Annotated in this window: 20 protein-coding genes; 13 read left to right on the forward strand and 7 right to left on the reverse strand. The window is 70.5% G+C overall.

Annotated features, from left to right (window positions below):
* Positions 1–109: 109 nt before the first annotated feature.
* From ACWD4J_RS03620 to ACWD4J_RS03630, 3 genes are all read right to left on the reverse strand, one after another.
* The gene (locus ACWD4J_RS03620) at positions 110–616 is read right to left on the reverse strand and encodes a MarR family winged helix-turn-helix transcriptional regulator (RefSeq protein ID WP_451393636.1); all 507 of its coding nucleotides are present in this window, start codon (positions 614–616) and stop codon (positions 110–112) included.
* A 104-nt stretch (positions 617–720) separates the two neighbouring features.
* On the reverse strand, positions 721–1,014 hold the full coding sequence (locus tag ACWD4J_RS03625; RefSeq protein ID WP_030672233.1) for an MTH1187 family thiamine-binding protein: 294 nt from the start codon (positions 1,012–1,014) through the stop codon (positions 721–723).
* Positions 1,011–1,355: a DUF3817 domain-containing protein gene (locus ACWD4J_RS03630; RefSeq protein WP_451393637.1), complete on the reverse strand. Its 345-nt coding sequence runs from the start codon at positions 1,353–1,355 to the stop codon at positions 1,011–1,013. Before ACWD4J_RS03630 ends, ACWD4J_RS03625 begins: the two co-directional genes overlap by 4 nt.
* 188 nt (positions 1,356–1,543) lie before the next feature.
* Between ACWD4J_RS03630 and ACWD4J_RS03635 the strand changes: the two genes are divergently transcribed.
* The 4 genes from ACWD4J_RS03635 (at position 1,544) to ACWD4J_RS03650 (ending at position 4,206) form a co-directional block, all read left to right on the forward strand.
* The gene (locus tag ACWD4J_RS03635) at positions 1,544–2,182 is read left to right on the forward strand and encodes an AIM24 family protein (protein WP_451393638.1); all 639 of its coding nucleotides are present in this window, start codon (positions 1,544–1,546) and stop codon (positions 2,180–2,182) included.
* Between the two features lies 1 nt (position 2,183).
* Positions 2,184–2,834: an AIM24 family protein gene (locus ACWD4J_RS03640; RefSeq protein WP_451393639.1), complete on the forward strand. Its 651-nt coding sequence runs from the start codon at positions 2,184–2,186 to the stop codon at positions 2,832–2,834.
* Positions 2,831–3,637 (forward strand): AIM24 family protein, encoded by an 807-nt coding sequence (locus ACWD4J_RS03645; protein ID WP_451393640.1) that lies wholly within the window; start codon positions 2,831–2,833, stop codon positions 3,635–3,637. The genes ACWD4J_RS03640 and ACWD4J_RS03645 overlap by 4 nt, the downstream gene beginning before the upstream one ends.
* A 92-nt stretch (positions 3,638–3,729) precedes the next feature.
* Positions 3,730–4,206, forward strand: coding sequence for a MarR family winged helix-turn-helix transcriptional regulator (locus ACWD4J_RS03650; protein WP_451393641.1), 477 nt, complete (start codon positions 3,730–3,732; stop codon positions 4,204–4,206).
* Between the two features lie 188 nt (positions 4,207–4,394).
* On the opposite strand, the gene meaB is transcribed toward ACWD4J_RS03650, so the two are convergent.
* Positions 4,395–5,351 carry a methylmalonyl Co-A mutase-associated GTPase MeaB gene (meaB, locus tag ACWD4J_RS03655; protein WP_451393642.1) on the reverse strand — a complete coding sequence of 319 codons (957 nt, stop codon included), beginning with the start codon at positions 5,349–5,351 and terminating at the stop codon, positions 4,395–4,397.
* An 89-nt stretch (positions 5,352–5,440) separates the two neighbouring features.
* The gene (locus tag ACWD4J_RS03660) at positions 5,441–6,643 is read right to left on the reverse strand and encodes an acetyl-CoA C-acetyltransferase (protein ID WP_451393643.1); all 1,203 of its coding nucleotides are present in this window, start codon (positions 6,641–6,643) and stop codon (positions 5,441–5,443) included.
* 144 nt (positions 6,644–6,787) lie between these two features.
* Between ACWD4J_RS03660 and mce the strand changes: the two genes are divergently transcribed.
* The 7 genes from mce (at position 6,788) to ACWD4J_RS03695 (ending at position 16,687) form a co-directional block, all read left to right on the forward strand.
* Positions 6,788–7,228 (forward strand): methylmalonyl-CoA epimerase, encoded by a 441-nt coding sequence (mce, locus tag ACWD4J_RS03665; RefSeq protein ID WP_451393644.1) that lies wholly within the window; start codon positions 6,788–6,790, stop codon positions 7,226–7,228.
* A 373-nt stretch (positions 7,229–7,601) separates the two neighbouring features.
* Complete coding sequence (gene scy / locus ACWD4J_RS03670; RefSeq protein WP_451393645.1) at positions 7,602–11,474, forward strand: polarized growth protein Scy; 3,873 nt, start codon at positions 7,602–7,604, stop codon at positions 11,472–11,474.
* A gap of 183 nt (positions 11,475–11,657) precedes the next feature.
* On the forward strand, positions 11,658–12,593 hold the full coding sequence (locus ACWD4J_RS03675) for a cellulose-binding protein (RefSeq protein ID WP_451393646.1): 936 nt from the start codon (positions 11,658–11,660) through the stop codon (positions 12,591–12,593).
* 120 nt (positions 12,594–12,713) lie between these two features.
* The gene (locus tag ACWD4J_RS03680; protein WP_451393647.1) at positions 12,714–13,700 is read left to right on the forward strand and encodes an ABC transporter ATP-binding protein; all 987 of its coding nucleotides are present in this window, start codon (positions 12,714–12,716) and stop codon (positions 13,698–13,700) included.
* A 2-nt stretch (positions 13,701–13,702) separates the two neighbouring features.
* On the forward strand, positions 13,703–14,473 hold the full coding sequence (locus ACWD4J_RS03685; protein WP_451393648.1) for an ABC transporter permease: 771 nt from the start codon (positions 13,703–13,705) through the stop codon (positions 14,471–14,473).
* A 124-nt stretch (positions 14,474–14,597) separates the two neighbouring features.
* The gene (locus ACWD4J_RS03690; protein WP_451393649.1) at positions 14,598–15,806 is read left to right on the forward strand and encodes an ABC transporter ATP-binding protein; all 1,209 of its coding nucleotides are present in this window, start codon (positions 14,598–14,600) and stop codon (positions 15,804–15,806) included.
* Positions 15,803–16,687 carry an ABC transporter permease gene (locus tag ACWD4J_RS03695; RefSeq protein ID WP_451393650.1) on the forward strand — a complete coding sequence of 295 codons (885 nt, stop codon included), beginning with the start codon at positions 15,803–15,805 and terminating at the stop codon, positions 16,685–16,687. The genes ACWD4J_RS03690 and ACWD4J_RS03695 overlap by 4 nt, the downstream gene beginning before the upstream one ends.
* A 21-nt stretch (positions 16,688–16,708) precedes the next feature.
* Here the strand turns inward: ACWD4J_RS03695 and ACWD4J_RS03700 are convergent, their stop codons facing one another.
* A complete protein-coding gene (locus tag ACWD4J_RS03700) occupies positions 16,709–17,050 on the reverse strand; it encodes an ATP/GTP-binding protein (protein WP_451393651.1) in 342 nt (113 codons plus the stop codon).
* A 212-nt stretch (positions 17,051–17,262) separates the two neighbouring features.
* Here ACWD4J_RS03700 and ACWD4J_RS03705 point away from each other — a divergent pair, with 212 nt between their 5' ends.
* Positions 17,263–18,291, forward strand: a complete 1,029-nt coding sequence (locus ACWD4J_RS03705) for an LLM class flavin-dependent oxidoreductase (protein ID WP_451393652.1) — start codon at positions 17,263–17,265, stop codon at positions 18,289–18,291.
* A gap of 202 nt (positions 18,292–18,493) precedes the next feature.
* On the opposite strand, the gene ACWD4J_RS03710 is transcribed toward ACWD4J_RS03705, so the two are convergent.
* Entirely contained in the window at positions 18,494–18,886 is a 393-nt protein-coding gene (locus ACWD4J_RS03710) for an SCO5389 family protein (RefSeq protein WP_451393653.1), read from the reverse strand.
* A gap of 264 nt (positions 18,887–19,150) precedes the next feature.
* On the opposite strand from ACWD4J_RS03710, the gene nucS reads away from it, so the two are divergent.
* A complete protein-coding gene (nucS, locus tag ACWD4J_RS03715; RefSeq protein WP_451393654.1) occupies positions 19,151–19,822 on the forward strand; it encodes an endonuclease NucS in 672 nt (223 codons plus the stop codon).
* The last annotated feature ends 89 nt before the right edge of the window (positions 19,823–19,911 follow it).

A 19,911-nucleotide genomic window follows, 5' to 3' on the forward strand; every position in this document is an offset into this window, starting at 1 on the left:
CGGTCCGACAAACGCTCACCCGCAGGCGACTTGACCTGCCCCACCCTCGCCACACCACAACCAACGAGGGCAGGACATCTAAGTCACCGGCATTGGGCCTAGTCCTGGCCTAGTCCTCGAAGTCGTGCGCCGCGACCCGCAGCGGCCGCAGCATGGCGAAGATCTCGGCGCACTCCTCCGCGTCGTACGCGCCGAGACCGAAGTCCATGGCCATCAGGTCACGCGTGGCCTTCTCGACGACCTCGCGGCCCTTGTCCGTGATGGAGGCCAGCGTGCCGCGGCCGTCGTTGGGGTTGGGCCGCTTGTCGACGAGGCCGGACCTCACGAGGCGGTCCACGGTGTTGGTGACCGAGGTCGGGTGGACCATCAGGCGCTCGCCGATCTTCGACATCGGCAGCTCGCCGGACTTCGAGAACGTGAGCAGCACCAGCGCCTCATAGCGCGCGAACGTCAGCCCGTACGGCTTGACGACCGCGTCGACCTCGGCGAGCAGGATCTGGTGAGCGCGCATGATCGAGGTGATCGCGGCCATGGACGGGACATTGCCCCAGCGCTGCTTCCAGTGTTCGTCGGCGCGGGCGATGGGATCGAAGGCAAGGCTGAGCGGCTTCGGCACGTACTTGACCTTACCGGCCGGTCATAACCCGGTCAGCCCACGGAGTACGAAAAAGCCCCGGCCCGCACGGGCCGGGGCTTTGAAGCAGGCAGGGCCGCCGGGTGTCACGCGGACAGGTGCCGCTCCACCGTCTCCACCTTCGAGGTGAGGCCGTCCGTCACACCGGGGCGGATGTCGGCCTTCAGGACGAGCGAGACACGCGGCGCACGCGCCTCGACCGCGGCGACGGCGCGCTTGACGACGTCCATGACCTCGTCCCACTCGCCCTCGATGGAGGTGAACATGGCGTCGGTACGGTTCGGGAGCCCGGACTCGCGGACGACGCGCACGGCGTCGGCGACGTACTCCCCCACGTCCTCGCCGACCCCGAGCGGGGTCACGGAGAAGGCGACGATCATGCGTTCACGACTCCCTCGCGGCGGGCGCGCGACGCGATGACGGCGTCCTCGGCGGCCCGCTTCAGCTTGCGCTCGGCGAAGAAGCCACCGGTCGGCAGGACCGAGAGGACGAAGTAGAGGGCGGCCGTCCCGACGCCCCACTTGGTGCGGTTCCAGGCGTCCAGCCAGAAGATCACGTACAGGATGAACAGGACGCCGTGGATCATTCCCATCGCCGGGACGGCGTTGAAGTCCGTGGTCCGCTTCAGCACCGAGCAGACGAGCAGCAGCAGGAACGAGACGGCCTCCGGGGCGGAGACCAGTCGGAGGCGGCGGAGTGCGGATGCGGTCTTGATGTCCACGGGGGTCACCTTCGGTGGGATACGACGGGGGGCGTGAGTGCCCGGGCACGATGCCTTGACGTTGATCTTGTGAACGCAAGCACAAGCGGGCCCATTGTGGCATCCGGCAGGAACTAGGGGTCGCATCAGGGTCCGGATCATCCGGGGGGCTCTGTCGGCGCCCGGCTTTGTACCGCTACGGTCCCTCCGTGGCAACGTTGCGACTCCAGGGCAGCAAAATGCTCGCCGTCGACATGTCCGGCGACGCCGTCAAGGCGAAGAACGGCTCCATGATCGCCTACGACGGCCAGATGGCGTTCAAGAAGCTGAGCGGTGGCGGTGATGGCATCCGCGGGATGGTGACCCGCCGCCTGACCGGTGAGCAGATGACCGTGATGGAGGTGAAGGGCCACGGCACCTGCTGGTTCGCCGACCGCGCCTCCGAGATCAATCTCGTGAGCCTGCAGGGCGACAAGCTCTACGTCGAGTCCAGCAACCTCCTGTGCACCGACGCCGGCCTGCGCACCGGCACGTCGTTCACCGGCCTGCGCGGCGCATCCCAGGGAAACGGCCTGTTCACGACCACGATCGAGGGCCACGGCCAGGCGGCGATCATGTCCGACGGCCCGGCGGTGGTGCTGCGCGTGAGCCCGCAGTACCCGCTGTCCGTGGACCCCGGCGCGTACATCGCGCACCAGGGCAACGTCCGCCAGAGCTTCCAGTCGGGTGTGACCTTCCGCACCTTCATGGGCGAGGGCGGCGGCGAGGCCTTCCAGATCCGCTTCGAGGGCGACGGGCTGGTCTACGTACAACCAAGTGAGCGCAACACGATCGGAGGGGACGTCTGAGATGCCCTTCCGTGAGATCAACTCCAAGATGGTCGAGGCGACGGTCATGCCCGGCCAGCGGATGTTCAGCCAGCGCGGCGCCATGCTCGCCTACAAGGGCGACGTCTCCTTCACGCCGAACATCCAGGGAGGACAGGGCGGCCTGATGTCGATGATCGGCAGGCGCGTCGCGAACGAGGCCACTCCCCTGATGACGGTCGAGGGCAGCGGCACCGTGCTGTTCGGCCACGGCGGCCACCACATCCAGGTGATCAATCTGACCGGCGACACCCTCTACGTGGAGGCGGACCGGCTGCTCGCCTTCGACGGGACGCTCCAGCAGGGCACGATGTTCATGGGATCGCAGGGCGGCGTCATGGGCATGGTGCGCGGCCAGGTGACGGGCCAGGGCCTCTTCACCACCACCCTCAAGGGCCACGGTGCGGTCGCCGTCATGGCGCACGGCGGGGTCATGGAGGTCCCGATCACACCGCAGCGCCCGGTCCACGTGGACCCGCAGGCGTACGTGGCCCACCACGGCGACGTACGCAACAAGCTGTCCACGGCGCTCGGCTGGCGCGACATGGTGGGGCGCGGCTCCGGGGAGGCGTTCCAGCTGGAACTCTCCGGCAGCGGCGCGGTGTACGTACAGGCCTCGGAGGAGAAGCTGTGAGCGCTTACGGGGCCGCGGGCCCGGTGATCCACGACCCGATGACGCTGCCGGCCGACGACAATGTCAACGCGTACACCTTCTGCGTGGAGCTCAAGGGCAGCCAGTGGTTCCTGCAGAAGGGCAAGATGATCGCCTACTACGGGTCGATCGAGTTCAACGGCGTCGGGCACGGCCGCCTGGACCGTCTCGTCCGTACGTCCTTCCACTCGCCGCTGCACGCGGGCGAATGGGTGGTCGCCGAGGGGCAGGGCAAGATGCTGCTCGCGGACCGGGCCTTCGACGTCAATTCGTACGACCTGGACGAGGGCAACCTCACGATCCGCTCCGGCAACCTCCTTGCTTTTCAGCCAACTCTCGCCCTGAAGCAGTCGATCGTGCCCGGCTTTCTGACGCTGATCGGCACGGGGAAGTTCGTGGCCGCGTCCAACGGCCCGGTGGTGTTCATGGAGCCCCCGATCCGCGTCGACCCGCAGGCCCTGGTCGGCTGGGCCGACTGCCCGTCGCCGTGCCACCACTACGACCACGGGTACATGACAGGGGTGATGGGCGGCCTACGTGCGATGACGGGGATCGGCGGGGCGTCCGGCGAGGAGCACCAGTTCGAGTTCGTCGGGGCGGGCACGGTCCTGCTGCAGTCGACGGAGGCCCTGATGGCCGAGCAGGCGACGGGCGCCGTCCCGCACGAAGCGGGTGTTCCCGGCGGTCATGGGGTATCCGGTCACCAGGGGCAGCACGGCCAGCAGGCAGGCGCACCGCGCCTTCCCGGACAGCTGGGGGATCTCCAGCGGCGTTTCGGCCTGTGAGCGGTAGTCTGCGGAGTGTGACATCGAACGCGTGCGCGCCGTCACACCCCTCCCACTCGTTTATTTTTCAACTTCTTAGGTAGAATCGACTCATGGAGACCGAGACGGCCACGCGCTGGCTGACCGACGCGGAGCAGTGTGCCTGGCGGACTCACCTGGATGTCAACAGGCTGTTGACGTACCAGCTGGAGAGGGACCTGCAGCCGTTCGGCCTGACGATGAACGACTACGAGATCCTCGTCAACCTGTCGGAGTCCGAAGGCCACCGCATGCGGATGAGCGATCTGGCCTCCGCGACCCTCCAGTCCAAGAGCCGCCTCTCGCACCAGATCACGCGGATGGAGAACGCCCAGCTCGTACGGCGCGAGAACTGCGAGTCCGACCGCCGCGGGCTGTTCGCCGTGCTGACCGAGCAGGGGATGGAGACCATGCGGCGGGTTGCGCCGCACCATGTCGCGTCGGTGCGGCGGCACTTCATCGAGCTCCTCTCGCCTGAGGCGCTCGAGGAGCTTCACAAGTCGCTGAGGCCGGTGGCGGAGCATCTGCGGGTGCAGCGGGGGAAGCCGTAGCCGCTGCCGCGGGCTGGGGAGCACGCGAGGGCGCCGTACGTCGTGGGTTGTGCCCACCCTCCCCCATTGCCTTAAGGGCATGGGAGGTACCCCCATCGCCTGGGGGCACCTCCCAGCGGTAGCTGGGGGAGGAACGATTGCCCACAACGGTAGCGACGGCGGAACCCGCCACCGGCCGGAGGCGCCCGTCAGGACTCCGTAAGCCCCGCCACAAGTTCGTCCGCGGCCGCGTACGGGTCGAGTTCGCCCGCCACGATCCGCTCCGCCAGCGCGCTCAGGCGCCGGTCGCCGTGCAGGTCGCCGATCCGTTCGCGCAACGTCGTGACCGCGATCGTCTCGACCTCGCCCGCGGCCCGGGCCAGCCGCCGCTCGGCGAGGACTCCCCGCTCCTCCATCCACGCCCGGTGCTTCTCCAGCGCCTCGACGACCTCGTCGACGCCTTCCCCGCGCGCCGCCACCGTCTTCACGATCGGCGGCCGCCAGTCCCCCGGCGTGCGCGACTCCCCGAGGCCCAGCATGTGGTTCAGCTCGCGCGCGGTCGCGTCGGCCCCGTCCCGGTCGGCCTTGTTGACCACATACACGTCGCCGATCTCGAGGATCCCGGCCTTGGCGGCCTGGATCCCGTCGCCCATGCCGGGCGCGAGCAGCACCACCGATGTGTCCGCCTGCGCGGCGATCTCCACCTCGGACTGGCCGACACCCACCGTCTCCACGAGCACGACGTCGCACCCGGCGGCGTCGAGCACCCGGATCGCCTGCGGTGCGGCCCACGCGAGCCCGCCCAGATGGCCGCGCGTGGCCATGGACCTGATGTAGACGCCGGGATCCGAGGCGTGCTCGGACATCCGCACCCGGTCCCCGAGCAGCGCGCCGCCGGAGAACGGGGAGGACGGGTCGACGGCGAGCACGCCGACCCGCTTCCCGGCCTTGCGGTACGCGGTCACGAGCGCGGACGTCGAGGTGGACTTGCCGACGCCCGGCGACCCCGTGAGCCCCACGACGTACGCATGCCCCGTCAGCGGCGCCAGCGCCTCCATGACCTCCCGCAGCTGCGGGGACGCCCCCTCCACCAGGGAGATCAGCCGGGCCACGGCCCGCGGCCGCCCTTCCCTGGCCTGGGCCACCAGCGAGGCGACGTCCTGCATCACAGCTCCGTTCCGGGTCGTACCGACGAGACGTGTTCGTACAGGGGGACCAGCCCCGGTGAAAGGGCCGACCCCGGTGAAAGAAGGCGTCAGCCCCTGGGCACCCGCACGATCAGCGCATCCCCCTGGCCACCGCCACCGCACAGCGCGGCCGCACCCACGCCGCCCCCGCGCCGCTTCAGCTCGAGCGCGAGGTGGAGCACGAGACGGGCGCCGGACATCCCGATCGGGTGACCCAGGGCAATCGCGCCGCCGTTGACGTTCACCTTTTCGGTAGACACCCCGAGGTCCTTCATTGACTGCACCGCGACGGCGGCGAAGGCCTCGTTGATCTCGATCAGGTCGAGGTCCTCGACCTCGAGCCCCTCCTTCTTCAGCGCATGCTGAATGGCGTTGGAGGGCTGCGACTGCAGCGAGTTGTCAGGGCCGGCCACGTTGCCGTGGGCGCCGATCTCGGCGAGCCACTCCAGGCCCAGTTCCTCGGCCCTGGCCTTGCTCATCACCACGACGGCAGCCGCGCCGTCGGAGATCTGCGAGGCCGAGCCGGCCGTGATGGTGCCGTCCTTGGCGAACGCCGGGCGCAGCTTGCCCAGCGACTCGACGGTGGTCTCGCCGCGGATGCCCTCGTCCTTGCTGAAGACGACGGGCTCGCCCTTGCGCTGCGGGATCTCCACGGGCGTGATCTCCGCGTCGAAGAGGCCGTTCTTCTGCGCGGCGGCGGCACGCTGGTGCGACAGGGCGGAGATCTCGTCCTGCGCAGGCCGGGCGATGCCCAGCCGGGTGTTGTGCTTCTCCGTGGACTCGCCCATGGCGATGCCCTCGAAGGAGTCGGTCAGGCCGTCGTACGCCATCGCGTCGAGCATCTCGATCGCGCCGTACTTGAAGCCCTCGCGGGACTTCGGCAGCAGATGCGGGGCGTTGGTCATGGACTCCTGGCCGCCCGCGACGATCACGTCGAACTCACCCGCACGAATGAGCTGGTCGGCGAGCGCGATGGCGTCGAGGCCGGAGAGACAGACCTTGTTGATCGTGAGGGCCGGGACGTTCATGGGAATGCCGGCCTTGACCGCGGCCTGGCGCGCCGGGATCTGCCCCGCCCCGGCCTGCAGGACCTGGCCCATGATCACGTACTGCACCTGGTCGCCGCCGATGCCGGCCCGGTCCAGCGCGGCTTTGATGGCGAAGCCCCCCAGGTCCGCACCCGAGAAGGACTTGAGCGATCCGAGGAGCCGCCCCATGGGCGTGCGCGCGCCCGCGACGATCACTGAGGTGGTACCGGTCGTTCCAGACATAGGACAGATCCCCTTCCGGCGACAGCGCCGAGGAGTGAACGAGGGTTTACTCGAATGTACTGACCGGTACCCACCCCGTCATCCGGCAGACGGTGTGATCGCGCGCACGTTGCGTAACCAACGCCGGAGCGCTGCACTGAATTCATGCTGACGCGAATCGACCACATCGGGATCGCCTGTTTCGACCTCGACAAGACTGTTGAGTTCTACCGTGCCACGTACGGCTTCGAGGTGTTCCACTCGGAGGTCAATGAGGAGCAGGGCGTACGCGAGGCCATGCTCAAGATCAATGAGACCTCGGACGGCGGCGCCTCCTACCTGCAGCTCCTGGAGCCCATCCGCGACGATTCGACGGTCGCCAAGTGGCTGGCCAAGAACGGCGAGGGCGTGCACCACATCGCCTTCGGCACCGCGGACGTCGACACGGACGCCGCCGACATCAAGGACAAGGGCGTACGCGTCCTCTATGACGAGCCCCGCCGCGGCTCGATGGGCTCCCGCATCACGTTCCTGCATCCCAAGGACTGCCACGGGGTCCTCACGGAGCTGGTCACCTCCGCGGCCGCCGAGTCGTCCGGGCACTGACGTCCGTACTCCACGTCACAGAGGACTCCATGTCGCAGCGGCCGACTTCCGGCCGTTGGCCGGACAGCAGGTCTTCTGGCGCCAACCCCCGGACCCCCGGCGGTGCTGCAGTTCCCGGGGGCCAACCCCCGGACCCCCGGCCCGAAAAAAGCAGCTCGGCCCGGCCAAGCGGATGAGCTGGCCGGGTAGGGTTGGAGCGGCTCCCCGCTTGCCGGGGGGTCGCGAGCCGGGGTCCTGGTTTCGGGGGACGAGCGTCGGGGCAGCAGCCCATGCTCCGCCGTTGATCTGACACCATTCCCCGGGGGCCCCGTTCGGCGGATGGACGGTGCTCGTGTGGAGAGACTTGCGACCAGGGGACGGATGGGACCGCGCAGTGCGGGGCTACGAAAGCCAGGAGAGCGGGCGACGGCCTGAGGCCGATCATCTCTCTCGGTTCGAGGCCGAGATGGAGCGGCTGAAGACCGAGCGGGAAAAGGCCGTCCAGCACGCCGAGGATCTCGGCTACCAGGTGGAGGTGTTGCGCGCCAAGCTCCACGAGGCGCGCCGGAACCTGGCGTCCCGTCCTGCCTACGACGCCGCCGACATCGGCTACCAGGCCGAGCAGCTCCTCCGTAACGCCCAGATCCAGGCCGACCAGCTGCGCTCCGACGCCGAGCGCGAGCTGCGCGAGGCCCGCGCCCAGAACCAGCGCATCCTCCAGGAGCACGCCGAGCAGGCAGCCCGCCTCCAGGCCGAGCTGCACGCCGAGGCCGTGTCCCGCCGCCAGCAGCTCGACCAGGAGCTCGCCGAGCGCCGCGCGACCGTCGAGTCGCACGTCAACGAGAACGTGGCCTGGGCCGAGCAGCTGCGCTCCCGTACCGAGCAGCAGGCCCGCCGGCTCCTCGACGAGTCGCGCGCCGAGGCCGAGCAGGCGCTCGCGGCAGCCCGCGCCGAGACCCAGCGCCTCACCGAGGAGGCACGTCAGCGGCTGGGCAACGAGGCGGAGACGGCCCGGGCCGAAGCGGAAGCGATCCTGCGCCGGGCCCGCACCGACGCCGAGAGGCTGCTGAACGCGGCGTCCACGCAGGCCCAGGAGGCCACCGAACACGCGGAGCAGCTGCGCAGCTCCTCCGCGACAGAGTCCGAGGCGGCGCGCCGCCAGTCGGCCGAGCTGAGCCGCACCGCCGAGCAGCGCATGACCGAGGCCGAGACGGCGCTGCGCGAGGCCCGCTCGGAGGCCGAGAAGGTCCTCGCGGAGGCGAAGGACTCCGCGGCCAAGGCGCTGGCGAACGCCGAGTCGACCAACGAGCAGCGCACCCGCACCGCCAAGGAGCAGGTCGCCCGCCTGGTGAGCGAGGCCACGAAGGACGCCGAGACCACCAAGGCCGAGGCCGAGCAGATCGTGGCGGACGCCAAGGCCGAGGCCGAGAAGCTGATCGCCGACGCCGCCGAGAAGGCCCGTTCGGTCACGGCCGAGGAGACTGCGTCGCAGCTGTCCAAGGCCGCGCGCACCGCCGAGGACGTGCTGAACAAGGCGTCCGAGGACGCCAAGGCGACCACGAAGGCGGCGACCGAGGAGGCCGAGCGGATCCGCCGCGAGGCGGAGGCCGAGTCGGACCGGCTGCGCGCCGAGGCGCACGACATCGCAGAGCAGCTCAAGGGCGCCGCGAAGGACGACACCAAGGAGTACCGCGCCAAGACGGTCGAGCTGCAGGAGGAGGCGCGGCGGCTGCGCGGCGAGGCCGAGCAGCTGCGGGCCGAGGCGGTCGCCGAGGGCGAGCGGATCCGCAGCGAGGCGCGGCGCGAGTCCGTCCAGCAGATCGAGGAGGCCGCGAAGAGCGCCGAGGAGCTGCTGGCGAAGGCGAAGGCCGACGCCGACGAGCTGCGCTCCACGGCGACGGCCGACAGCGAGCGGGTGCGCACCGAGGCCATCGAGCGGGCCACCGGCCTGCGCCGGCAGGCCGAGGAGACCCTGGAGCGCACCCGCGCCGAGGCCGATCGGCACCGCGCGGAGGCCGCCGAGCAGGCCGAGGCCACCACAGCCGAGGCGGAGCGCGCCGCGGGGGCCCTGCGCGAGGAGGCCGAGCGTGCCGTCGAAGCCCGGCGGGCCGAGGCCGCCGACGAGCTGACCCGGCTGCGCACCGAGGCCGAGGAGCGGCTCGCCGCCGCCGAACAGGCGCTCACCGACGCACGCGCGGAGGCGGAGCGCATCCGCCGCGAGACCGCGGAGGAGACGGACCGGCTGCGCACCGAGTCCGCCGAGCGCATCCGGACACTCCAGGCACAGGCCGAGGCGGAGGCCGAGCGGCTGCGCGACGAGGCCGCAGCGGACGCCTCCCAGTCCCGCGCCGAGGGCGAGGCCGTCGCGGTGCGGCTGCGCAGCGAGGCCGCCGCCGAGGCCGAGCGGCTGAAGACCGAGGCCCAGGAGACGGCGGATCGCGTACGGGCCGAGGCCGCTGCCGCCGCCGAGCGTGTCGGCACCGAGGCCGCCGAGGCGCTGGCCGCCGCCCAGGAGGAGGCCGCCCGGCGCCGCCGCGAGGCCGAGGAGACCCTCGGCTCGGCCCGCCAGGAGGCCGACCAGGAGCGCGAGCGGGCCCGCGAGCAGAGCGAGGAGCTGCTGGCGTCGGCGCGCGCCCGTATCGAGGAGGCGCAGGCCGAGGCGGTACGTCTGGTCGAGGAGGCCGACAGCCGGGCGACCGAGATGGTCGCGAACGCCGAGCAGACCGCGCAGCAGGTGCGCGACTCCGTGGCCGGGCTGCACGAGCAGGCCCAGGAGGAGGTCTCGGGCCTGCGCAGCGCCGCCGAGCACGCGGCGGAGCGCACCCGTACGGAGGCGCAGGAGGAGGCGGACCGGGTCCGCGCCGAGGCGTACGCCGAGCGGGAGCGGGCCGCCGAGGACTCTGCGCGGCTGCGGCGCGAGGTGGCTGAGGAGACCGAGGCCGCGAAGTCCCTCGCCGAGCACACCGTCTCGGAGGCGATCACCGAGTCCGAGCGGCTGCGGTCGGATGCCGCCGAGCACGCCCAGCGGGTCCGTACGGAGGCGTCGGAGACCATCGCGTCCGCCGAGCAGGACGCGGCGCGCACCCGGGCCGATGCCCGCGAGGACGCCAACCGCATCCGGTCCGACGCGGCGACCCAGGCCGACGCGCTGATCGGCGAGGCCGTCAGCGAGGCGGAGCGGCTGGCCACCGAGACGGCCGCGGAGGCCGAGCGGGTCCGCGCGGAGTCCGTCGCCAAGGCGGAGCAGCTCATCTCCGACGCGACCGGCGAAGCTGAGCGGCTGCGCGCCGAAGCCGCCGAGACCGTCGGCTCCGCGCAAGCGCACGCCGAGCGGATGCGCAGCGAGGGCGAGCGCGTGAAAGCCGAGGCCGATGCGGAGGCCGAGCGCGTCACGTCCGCGGCCCGCGAGGAGGCCGAGCGCACCCTCGACGAGACCCGGCAGGACGCCAACAAGCGGCGCTCCGAGGCGGCCGCGCAGGTCGACAAGCTCATCACGGAGGCCACGGCGGAGGCCGAGAAGCTGACCGCCGAAGCCGCCGAGCAGGCGCACAAGGCCACCGCCGACGCCGAGGGGCAGGCGGACACGATGGTCGGCGCCGCCCGCAACGAGGCGGAGCGGCTGGTGAGCGAGGCCACCATCGAGGGCAACACGCTGGTGGAGCAGGCTCGTGCGGACGCCGACGAGCTGCTCGTGGGCGCGCGCCGCGACGCGGTCGCCATCCGGGAGCGCGCCGAGGAGCTGCGCGACCGCATCACCACGGAGATCGAGGAGCTGCACGAACGCGCACGGCGCGAGTCCGCCGAGACGATGAAGTCCGCCGGCGAGCGGTGCGACGCACTGGTGAAGGCGGCCGAGGACCAGCTGGGCGAGGCCGAGGCGAAGGCCAAGGACCTGATGGCGGAGGCCAACTCCGAGGCGAGCAAGGTCCGGATCGCCGCAGTCAAGAAGGCCGAGGCCCTGCTCAAGGAGGCCGAGCAGAAGAAGGCCGAGCTGGGGCGGGAGGCCGAGCGCCTCAGGAGCGAGGCCGAGACCGAGGCCACGCGCATGGTCGAGGAGGGCAAGCGAGAGCTGGAGGTGCTGGTCCGCCGCCGCGAGGACATCAACGCCGAGATCTCCCGGGTCCAGGACGTGCTCGAGGCGCTGGAGTCCTTCGAGACGCCGTCGGCCGGCAGGGCCACGGGCAACGGCGGCTCCGGGGCGGGCGGTGTCAAGGCAGGCGCGACGGTGGGCGCCCCACGATCGGGTGGTAAGCAGGCGGAGGACTAGCCAGAACGGCCCCTTCCATGCTTTGTAGGGAGCTTCGGTGCTCTTGCTCGCAAGTGCTCCGGGCTTTAGCCACTCAAAAGGGGTGTCATTCTCCAGATCAAACGGGCATCTGCTCGATGACACGCCGTTTGGGCCCCTAGGATTCTCCCTATCACCTCACCGGTCTCATTCGACAGGAACCCCATGAGCGACACTTCCCCCTACGGCTTCGAGCTTGTGCGGCGTGGATACGACCGCGCTCAGGTGGACGAACGCATTTCCAAGCTCGTCTCCGACCGTGACAGTGCTCTGGCACGCATCACGGCCCTGGAAAAGCGCATCGAGGAACTCCACCTCGAGACGCAGAACGCCCAGGCCCAGGTGAACGACGCCGAGCCGTCGTATGCGGGCCTCGGCGCGCGCGTCGAGAAGATCCTCCGCCTCGCCGAGGAAGAGGCGAAGGACCTGCGCGAGGAGGCCCGGCGCGCTGCCGAGCAGCACCGCGAGCTCGCCGAGTCGGCGGCCCAGCAGGTGCGCAACGACGCAGAATCGTTCGCTGCCGACCGCAAGGCCAAGGCCGAGGACGAGGGCGTTCGGATCGTCGAGAAGGCCAAGGGCGAGGCGTCCACGCTGCGCGCCGAGGCGCAGAAGGACGCACAGTCCAAGCGCGAGGAGGCGGACGCCCTCTTCGAGGAGACCCGTGCGAAGGCCGCGCAGGCGGCCGCCGACTTCGAGACGAACCTGGCGAAGCGCCGCGAGCAGTCGGAACGCGACCTCGCGTCGCGTCAGGCCAAGGCGGAGAAGCGGCTCGCGGAGATCGAGCACCGCGCGGAGCAGCTGCGGCTCGAGGCCGAGAAGCTGCGGACGGACGCGGAGCGCCGTGCGCGGCAGACCGTCGAGACGGCGCAGCGCCAGGCCGAGGACATCGTCGCCGACGCCAACGCCAAGGCCGACCGGATCCGGTCGGAATCCGAGCGCGAGCTGGCGGCCCTCACGAACCGCCGCGACTCCATCAACGCGCAGCTGACCAACGTCCGCGAGATGCTCGCGACGCTGACGGGCGCGGCGGTGGCCGCGGCCGGGTCGCCGACGGAGGACGAGCCGATCTCGCGCGGGGTTCCCGCGCAGCAGACCCGCTAGTCCCGCTGACGCGGACGTCCCGGGTGGCGTACGTGCCCCGCACCGCGGTTCGCGGTGCGGGGCACGGTTGCGTTCCGGTTCGGTTCGCGCCGCCGAAGGCGGCGCCATAGCGTTGTCGACATGATCGAGCTCGCCGGACTCACCAAGCGCTACGGCGAAAAGCTGGCCGTCAACAACCTCACCTTCACCGTCCGCCCCGGCATGGTCACCGGCTTTCTCGGACCGAACGGCGCCGGCAAGTCCACCACCATGCGCATGGTCCTCGGACTCGACCGCCCCACCGCGGGCGACGTCCGTATCGACGGCATCCACTACGACCAGCTCAAGGACCCGCTGAAGTACATCGGCGCACTGCTCGATGCAAAGGCCGTGCACGGCGGCCGCAGCGCCTACAACCATCTGCTCTGCCTCGCGCAGAGCAACGGCATCCCCCGCAGCCGGGTGCGCGAGGTCCTCGACACGGTGGGCCTCACGGCCGTCGCGAGGAAGAAGGCCAAGGGGTTCTCGATGGGCATGGGCCAGCGGCTCGGGATCGCCGCCGCGCTGCTCGGCGACCCCCGGATCCTGATGTTCGACGAGCCGGTCAACGGACTGGACCCCGAGGGCATCCACTGGATCAGGAACCTCATGAAATCCCTGGCGACCCAGGGCCGTACGGTCTTCGTCTCCTCGCACCTGATGAGCGAGATGGCCCTGACCGCCGACCACCTGGTCGTCATCGGTCAGGGCCGGCTCCTCGCGGACACCTCCATGGCCGACTTCATCCAGCAGAACTCCCGCTCGTACGTACGACTCCGGTCCCCGCAGCGCGAGCAGCTGCTCGACGCGCTGAGCCGCGCCGGAATCAGCGCCATCGAGGTCGGCAACGGAGCCCTCGAGGTGGACGGCGGCAAAGCGGAGCTGCTGGGTGAGCTGGCCGCCAAGCACGGGATCGTCCTCCATGAACTCAGTCCGCAGCAGGCCTCGCTCGAGGCGGCGTTCATGCGGCTCACCGCCGAGTCCGTGGAGTACCACGCGCACGCGGACATGGGCGGTACGAGCCCGGTGCCGCTGGAGCAGCAGGGGCCCGGTTGGGGTACCGGCTGGCAGCCGCGAGAGGAGCGTTGACCATGGCCGCGATCCAGGTCGTCAGGTCGGAGTGGACAAAGATCCGGTCGGTTTCGTCCACGGTGTGGACACTCGGTCTCGCCGCCGTGGTCACGATCGCTCTCGGCGTGCTCATCAGCATGCTTTCCAGGCGCGAGTTCGAGGACCTGGGCGGCCGGGAACAGCTGTCCTTCGATCCGACCTTCATCAGCTTCGCCGGGATGAGTCTCGGTCAGCTGGCGATGATCGTCTTCGGCGTCCTCGTCGTCTCCAACGAGTACAGCAGCGGCATGATCCGCACCTCGCTCGCCGCCGTCCCCCAGCGGGGCACCTTCCTCTTCGGCAAGGTCGCCGTGGCCACGCTCCTCGCCTTCGTCGTCGGACTGGTCACCAGCTTCGTCGCCTTCTTCCTGGGGCAGGCGGCGCTCGGCGAGCACGCGGCGTCGATCGGTGACTCGGGCGTCCTGCGAGCGGTCATCGGCGGCGGCCTCTACATGACGCTGATCGCGATGTTCTCGATGGGCGTCGCGGCGATGCTGCGGGGCCCGATGCTGTCACTCGGCATTCTGATGCCGTTCTTCTTTCTGATCTCCAACATCCTGGGGAATGTGTCGGCGACGGAGAAAGTCGGCCGCTATCTGCCGGACCAGGCGGGCAGCAAGATCATGCAGGTGGTCACACCGCTCGGTGACGACACCCCGTACGGGCCGTGGGGCGGGCTCGGAATCATGGTGCTGTGGGTGGTAGCGGCACTGCTCGGCGGCTATTCGGTGATCAAGAAGCGGGACGCCTGATCAACTCCTCGTTGCCTTCCGCCCTTTCATGTCCCCTGCGCGGAACCGTCAGCGCACGGTTATCCTCCTAACCCTTACGGGGGCGCGCGCCCCGACGTCCTGAACCTCTCGATGGGTGCGGAGAATGATCGAGGCAGTCGGCCTGACGAAGCGCTATGGCGACAAGACGGCCGTGTACAACCTTTCCTTCCAGGTGCGGCCGGGTTCCGTCACCGGATTTCTCGGCCCCAACGGCTCGGGCAAGTCGACGACCATGCGCATGATCCTCGGCCTGGACGAACCCACCGCGGGGCAGGTCACGATCGGCGGCTATCCGTACCGCAGGCTGCCGAACGCGCCGCGGCAGGTCGGCGCCCTGCTCGACGCCAAGGCCGTGCACGGCGGCCGGAACGCCCGCAACCATCTGCTCTGCCTCGCGCAGCTGTCGGGCATCCCGGCCCGGCGGGTCGACGAGGTGCTGGGCGTCGTCGGTCTGCAGGACGTGGCGAAGAAGCGGTCCAAGGGCTTCTCGCTCGGCATGGGACAGCGGCTCGGGATCGCCGCCGCACTGCTCGGCGACCCGCAGGTGCTGCTCTTCGACGAACCGGTCAATGGTCTGGACCCCGAGGGCATCCTCTGGGTCCGCAACCTGATGAAGTCCCTGGCCGCCGAGGGACGTACGGTCTTCGTCTCCTCGCACCTGATGAGCGAGATGGCCCTGACCGCCGACCACCTGATCGTGATCGGCCGCGGACAGCTCCTCGCCGACATGAGCATCCGGGACTTCATCTCGCACAACTCCGCCGACTTCGCACGGGTGCGGACACCCGACACCGAGCCGCAGCAGCGCGAGAAGCTGACAGCCGCGCTGACCGAGGCGGGCGGCCAGGTGCTGCCCGAGCAGGACGGGGCGCTACGCGTGACGGGCCTGCCGCTGCCGCGCATCAGCGACCTCGCGCACGACACGGACGTACGGCTCTGGGAGCTCTCGCCGCACCAGGCGTCGCTGGAGGAGGCGTACATGCGGATGACGCAGGGCGCCGTCGACTACCGCTCGACGATCGACCAGCGGGCCGGACTGCAGCAGCCGGTGCCGCCCGGCGCCATGCCGCCGCCGCAAGCGATGCCGGTGCCGGGCCAGGGGCAGCCGGGCTGGTACGCACCGCCGTCGCCCCAGCAGGGCGGTCAGCCCTTCGCGATGCCGCAGGCACCGGCCGGTGCGCCCTATGCCGCCGGGCAGCCCGGCGGACCGTACGCCGCCGGACCGAACCCGTACGCACAGCCGCCGGCACCCGCGGCCCCCGCCCCCGCCGCCCCCGACACGACCCAGCGCAACAGCGAGGACCACCGATGACGACGCCGCACCCGCAGCAGGCGAACCAGCAGGCGTACGCCCCCGCCCCGCAGGCGCCGGGCGCCGCTCCGGCCGCCAACTGGGGGGCCACACCGGGCGGTTCGTACACCTCGCCGATCCCCGTCACGCGTACGCATCTCGGCCATGCGATCAGCTCCGAGTGGACGAAGATCAAGTCCGTGCGCTCCACGATGTGGACGCTGGGCGTCTTCCTGTGCCTGGTCATCGGGATCGGGCTGCTCATCGCCGCACAGACCAACGACCGCGACTACGTGAACGTGCCGTTCGCCCTCCCCGCCTTCTTCGGCCTGGTGCTCGGCCAGATCTGCCTGATCACGCTCGGGGTGCTGGTGATCTCCTCCGAGTACGGCACGGGCATGATCCGCACCACCTTCACGGCGTCGCCGCAGCGCCACCGGGTACTGGCGGCGAAGATCCTGATCTACTTCGCGGTCGCGTTCGTCACGTCCGCGGTCTCCATCGGGCTGGTGGGCCTGGCGACGTCCGCCATGCACAGCGGGCCTGAGGCCACGGGCACGGCGTGGGGCGGCACCGTCTTCAAGGGCGCCCTGTACGTGTCGCTGCTGGGCGTTCTGGCGCTCGCGGTCGGCTCGATGCTGCGCCACTCGGCGGGTGCGATCACCGCCATGCTGGGCCTCGTCCTGGTGCCCGCGATCCTGCCGGCGTTCCTCATGATCTCCGCGAGCACCCGCAAGATCGGCGAGAAGATGATGGACTACAACGCCCCCAACTCGCTGGCCAAGATCTTCGGGCTCGACAGCGAGGGCGGGCACGGCACCCCGCAGCTGTGGCTGCTCATCGGTCTGACGGCGGCCGCGCTCGCGGGCGCCTTCGCGCTGCTGGAGAAGCGCGACGTGTGACGGATACCTCAGGCGCCGGTGTCAGAACCGGGGCGCGTTACGGGACCGCTGCACCCGTGTGGTGCGGCGGTCCTTCGCGTTCCAGCAGGCCTTGTGCCAGTGGCGCCGGTCGTCCACGCCCGCGAACTCGGGCCAGGCCACGACGTGCGGCATGCCGGACGCGATCTCCTGGTCGCAGCCGGGGCACCGGTAGGTCTTCCCGGCCGCGCTCGCGCCGGCGACGTGGCGCACGCACCACTCCTCGCCCTGCCAGCTCTCCTTCGACTGGAAGCCGCCGTAGCGGTCGCTTCGGTCCTCGTCCGCACCCATGCCGTCGGAGCCTCCACCCCGACGGGACGACGCACGGTTTCGACGCGGGGACACGGGCACACCTCACGGGCTCTACAGGAAACACGGGCCGTGTCCAGCGTACGCGTCACGCCCATGGGTAGGCGCATGCCACCAACTACCCCAAAACCCCTCACATTCCGCCGACAATCGGCCAATCTCCCTGCACGCCCGTGCCCTTGGCACGTGTCATGCGTTGTTGCCGGTAAGGGGGTTCGTCGCGTCGGCGCCAAGGAGGCATGAGTGCGATGCGCGTAGGAAGCTTTGTCCTGGCTGCCCAGTTCCCCGGCCAGGGCCAGGGAGAGGCCCTGCACCGAGCGGTGCGGACGGCGGAGGTCGCCGACGAGGCGGGCCTGGACTCGGTATGGATCGCCGAGCACCACTTCGTGCCGTACGGGACGTGCCCCTCGGCGGTGACGCTCGCCGCCCTGCTGCTCGGCCGCACCCGCCGCATCCGCGTCGGCACCGCCGTGAGCGTTCTGCCCACGGCGCATCCGGTGGCCCTCGGCGAACAGGCCGCGCTGCTGCACGTGACGTCGGGGGGCCGGTTCTCGCTGGGCGTGGGCCGCGGCGGCCCCTGGGTCGACCTGGAGGTCTTCGGCGGCGGCCTGGAGGCGTACGAAAGCGGGTTCCCCGAGTCCCTCGATCTGCTGCTGCGCTGGCTGAACGAGCCGCGCGTCGCGGGTACGGGCGAGCGGTTCTCCTTCCGCGAAGTCCCCGTCGTACCACGGCCGGACGAGGCGATGACCGGTCCCCCGCGGCCCGAGGTGCTCGTCGCCTGCACCTCCCCGGCGAGCGTCCGGCTCGCCGCCGAGCGCGGCCTGCCGATGCTCCTCGGCATGCACTGCGGCGACGAGGAGAAGGCCGAAATGGTCGCCCTGTGGCGCTCGGCGGCTCGCGACGCCGGCCGCAGTCCCGAGGAGATCTCCGCGGCGGCCCATGTCTCGGCCGGGGTCGTGCAGATCGCGGACCGCCGGGCCGAGGCGGAGGAGGCGCTGTCGAAGGCGATGCCCGGCTGGCTGCGGCAGGGACTCGCCGCGCATGTCACGGTCGACGGGCGCCGACGCGGCATGCGGGACCCCTTCGCGTACACGGAGCTGCTCTGCGGGCTGCACCCCGTGGGCACGCCGCGGCAGTGCGCCGACAGCCTCGCGGCGACCGCGGAGCGCACCGGCATCACGCGCTTCGCCCTGCTCGTGGAGGGCACGGGCGATCTCGCGGCGACCGAGGAGAACGTACGGAGGCTGGGGGCGGAAGTGCTGCCGCAGGTGGCGTGACGCCAGGAGTCCAGGCGCGGGGCACGCATCGGGGAGGCCCTGGCGCATGCGCGCCGGCCGTGCGCCGTCCGCGTCGCTCGAGAAATGCCGCATTCCGCACCCTTGTGTGAGAGCCCGCGCCCACGTACCGGTGCGCCTCGGCGGGGAGCTGCCGCTCCAGTACTGCTTACACCTCCCGCGTACGGAGCGGCAGCAAGAAGCTTTAGCAGTCCCGCAGTTCGGGAGACTGGTTCAGCAACTGGGCCCGTACCGAAGTGAACCGGGCCAGCGTCTCGTCCACCTCGGCATCCAGCGGAAACACCGCCACACGGTGGCAGTTCTGGAACGCCAGGCGGACTCCGAAGTGCCGCTGCAGGGCGCCGCGTATCGCGTCACTCGCAAGTGCACGCAGAAGCTGCCCGCGTGCCTGCTCGTCCGGCGGAGGCGTCTGGTTGTCGGCGAACGCACCGCCGTCGACCTTCAGCTGGGCCACCAGGGAGCTGATCATCTCCCATGCGTAGGGCAGGGAGGTCCGGACGCAGTCGACGAAGGCGGCTTCGTCGACCTCGCCTCGCTCGGCCTGTTCAAGTAGGGCCGGTGAGACGTCGAGCGACATGGGTTCTCCTCTCGGACCCCGGGAAGCGGGGGCTGACGGACAGGGCAGGAGTCCGCGATGTCGACCACGCTGCGTGCGCGCCCCGCGACCTCCCGCATCCACGGTAAACATCGGATCCTGAGCGCACCAGGAGAATGCGCCCACAACCGGCCACCGGAGAACAGGGTGAAAAGGGGCGACCGGGAGGGTCCGGGTCGCGGGCGGCGGTGTACGAAAAGGCCGAGAATCGCGTCGATGGCGCCGCGTCGAGTAGCGTTGGCGACCATGCGTCTCGTCATTGCCCGCTGCTCCGTGGACTACGCGGGCCGGCTCACCGCCCATCTCCCGTCCGCTCCCCGCCTCATCCTCGTGAAGGCGGACGGCAGCGTCTCGATCCATGCGGACGACCGGGCCTACAAGCCCCTCAACTGGATGTCGCCGCCCTGCACCCTGAAGGAGGGCGCCGGGGACGACACGGGCGTCTGGACGGTGGTGAACAAGGCCGGCGAGAAGCTCATCATCACGATGGAGGAGATACTCCACGACTCCTCGCACGAACTGGGCGTGGACCCCGGCCTGATCAAGGACGGTGTGGAGGCGCACCTGCAGGAACTGCTCGCCGACCGCATCGAGACCCTCGGCGAGGGCTACACGCTCATCCGCCGCGAGTACCCGACGGCCATCGGCCCGGTCGACATCCTGTGCCGGGACGCGGACGGCGGCACGGTCGCGGTGGAGATCAAGCGGCGCGGCGAGATCGACGGTGTGGAGCAGCTCACCCGCTATCTGGAACTGCTGAACCGCGACCCGCATCTCGCGCCGGTCAAGGGCGTCTTCGCGGCGCAGGAGATCAAGCCGCAGGCGCGGGTGCTGGCCACCGACCGCGGCATCAGCTGCACGGTCCTCGACTACGACGCACTGCGCGGCATCGAGGACGACAAGCTGCGCCTGTTCTGACACTCGGTGGTACGCGGAAGGGGGCCGGATCCGTTCGGGATCCGGCCCCCTTGCCGTACGCCTCGCTACGCCGTCGTGCGTAGCCGTAC

Source organism: Streptomyces sp. NPDC002577, assembly GCF_053594815.1.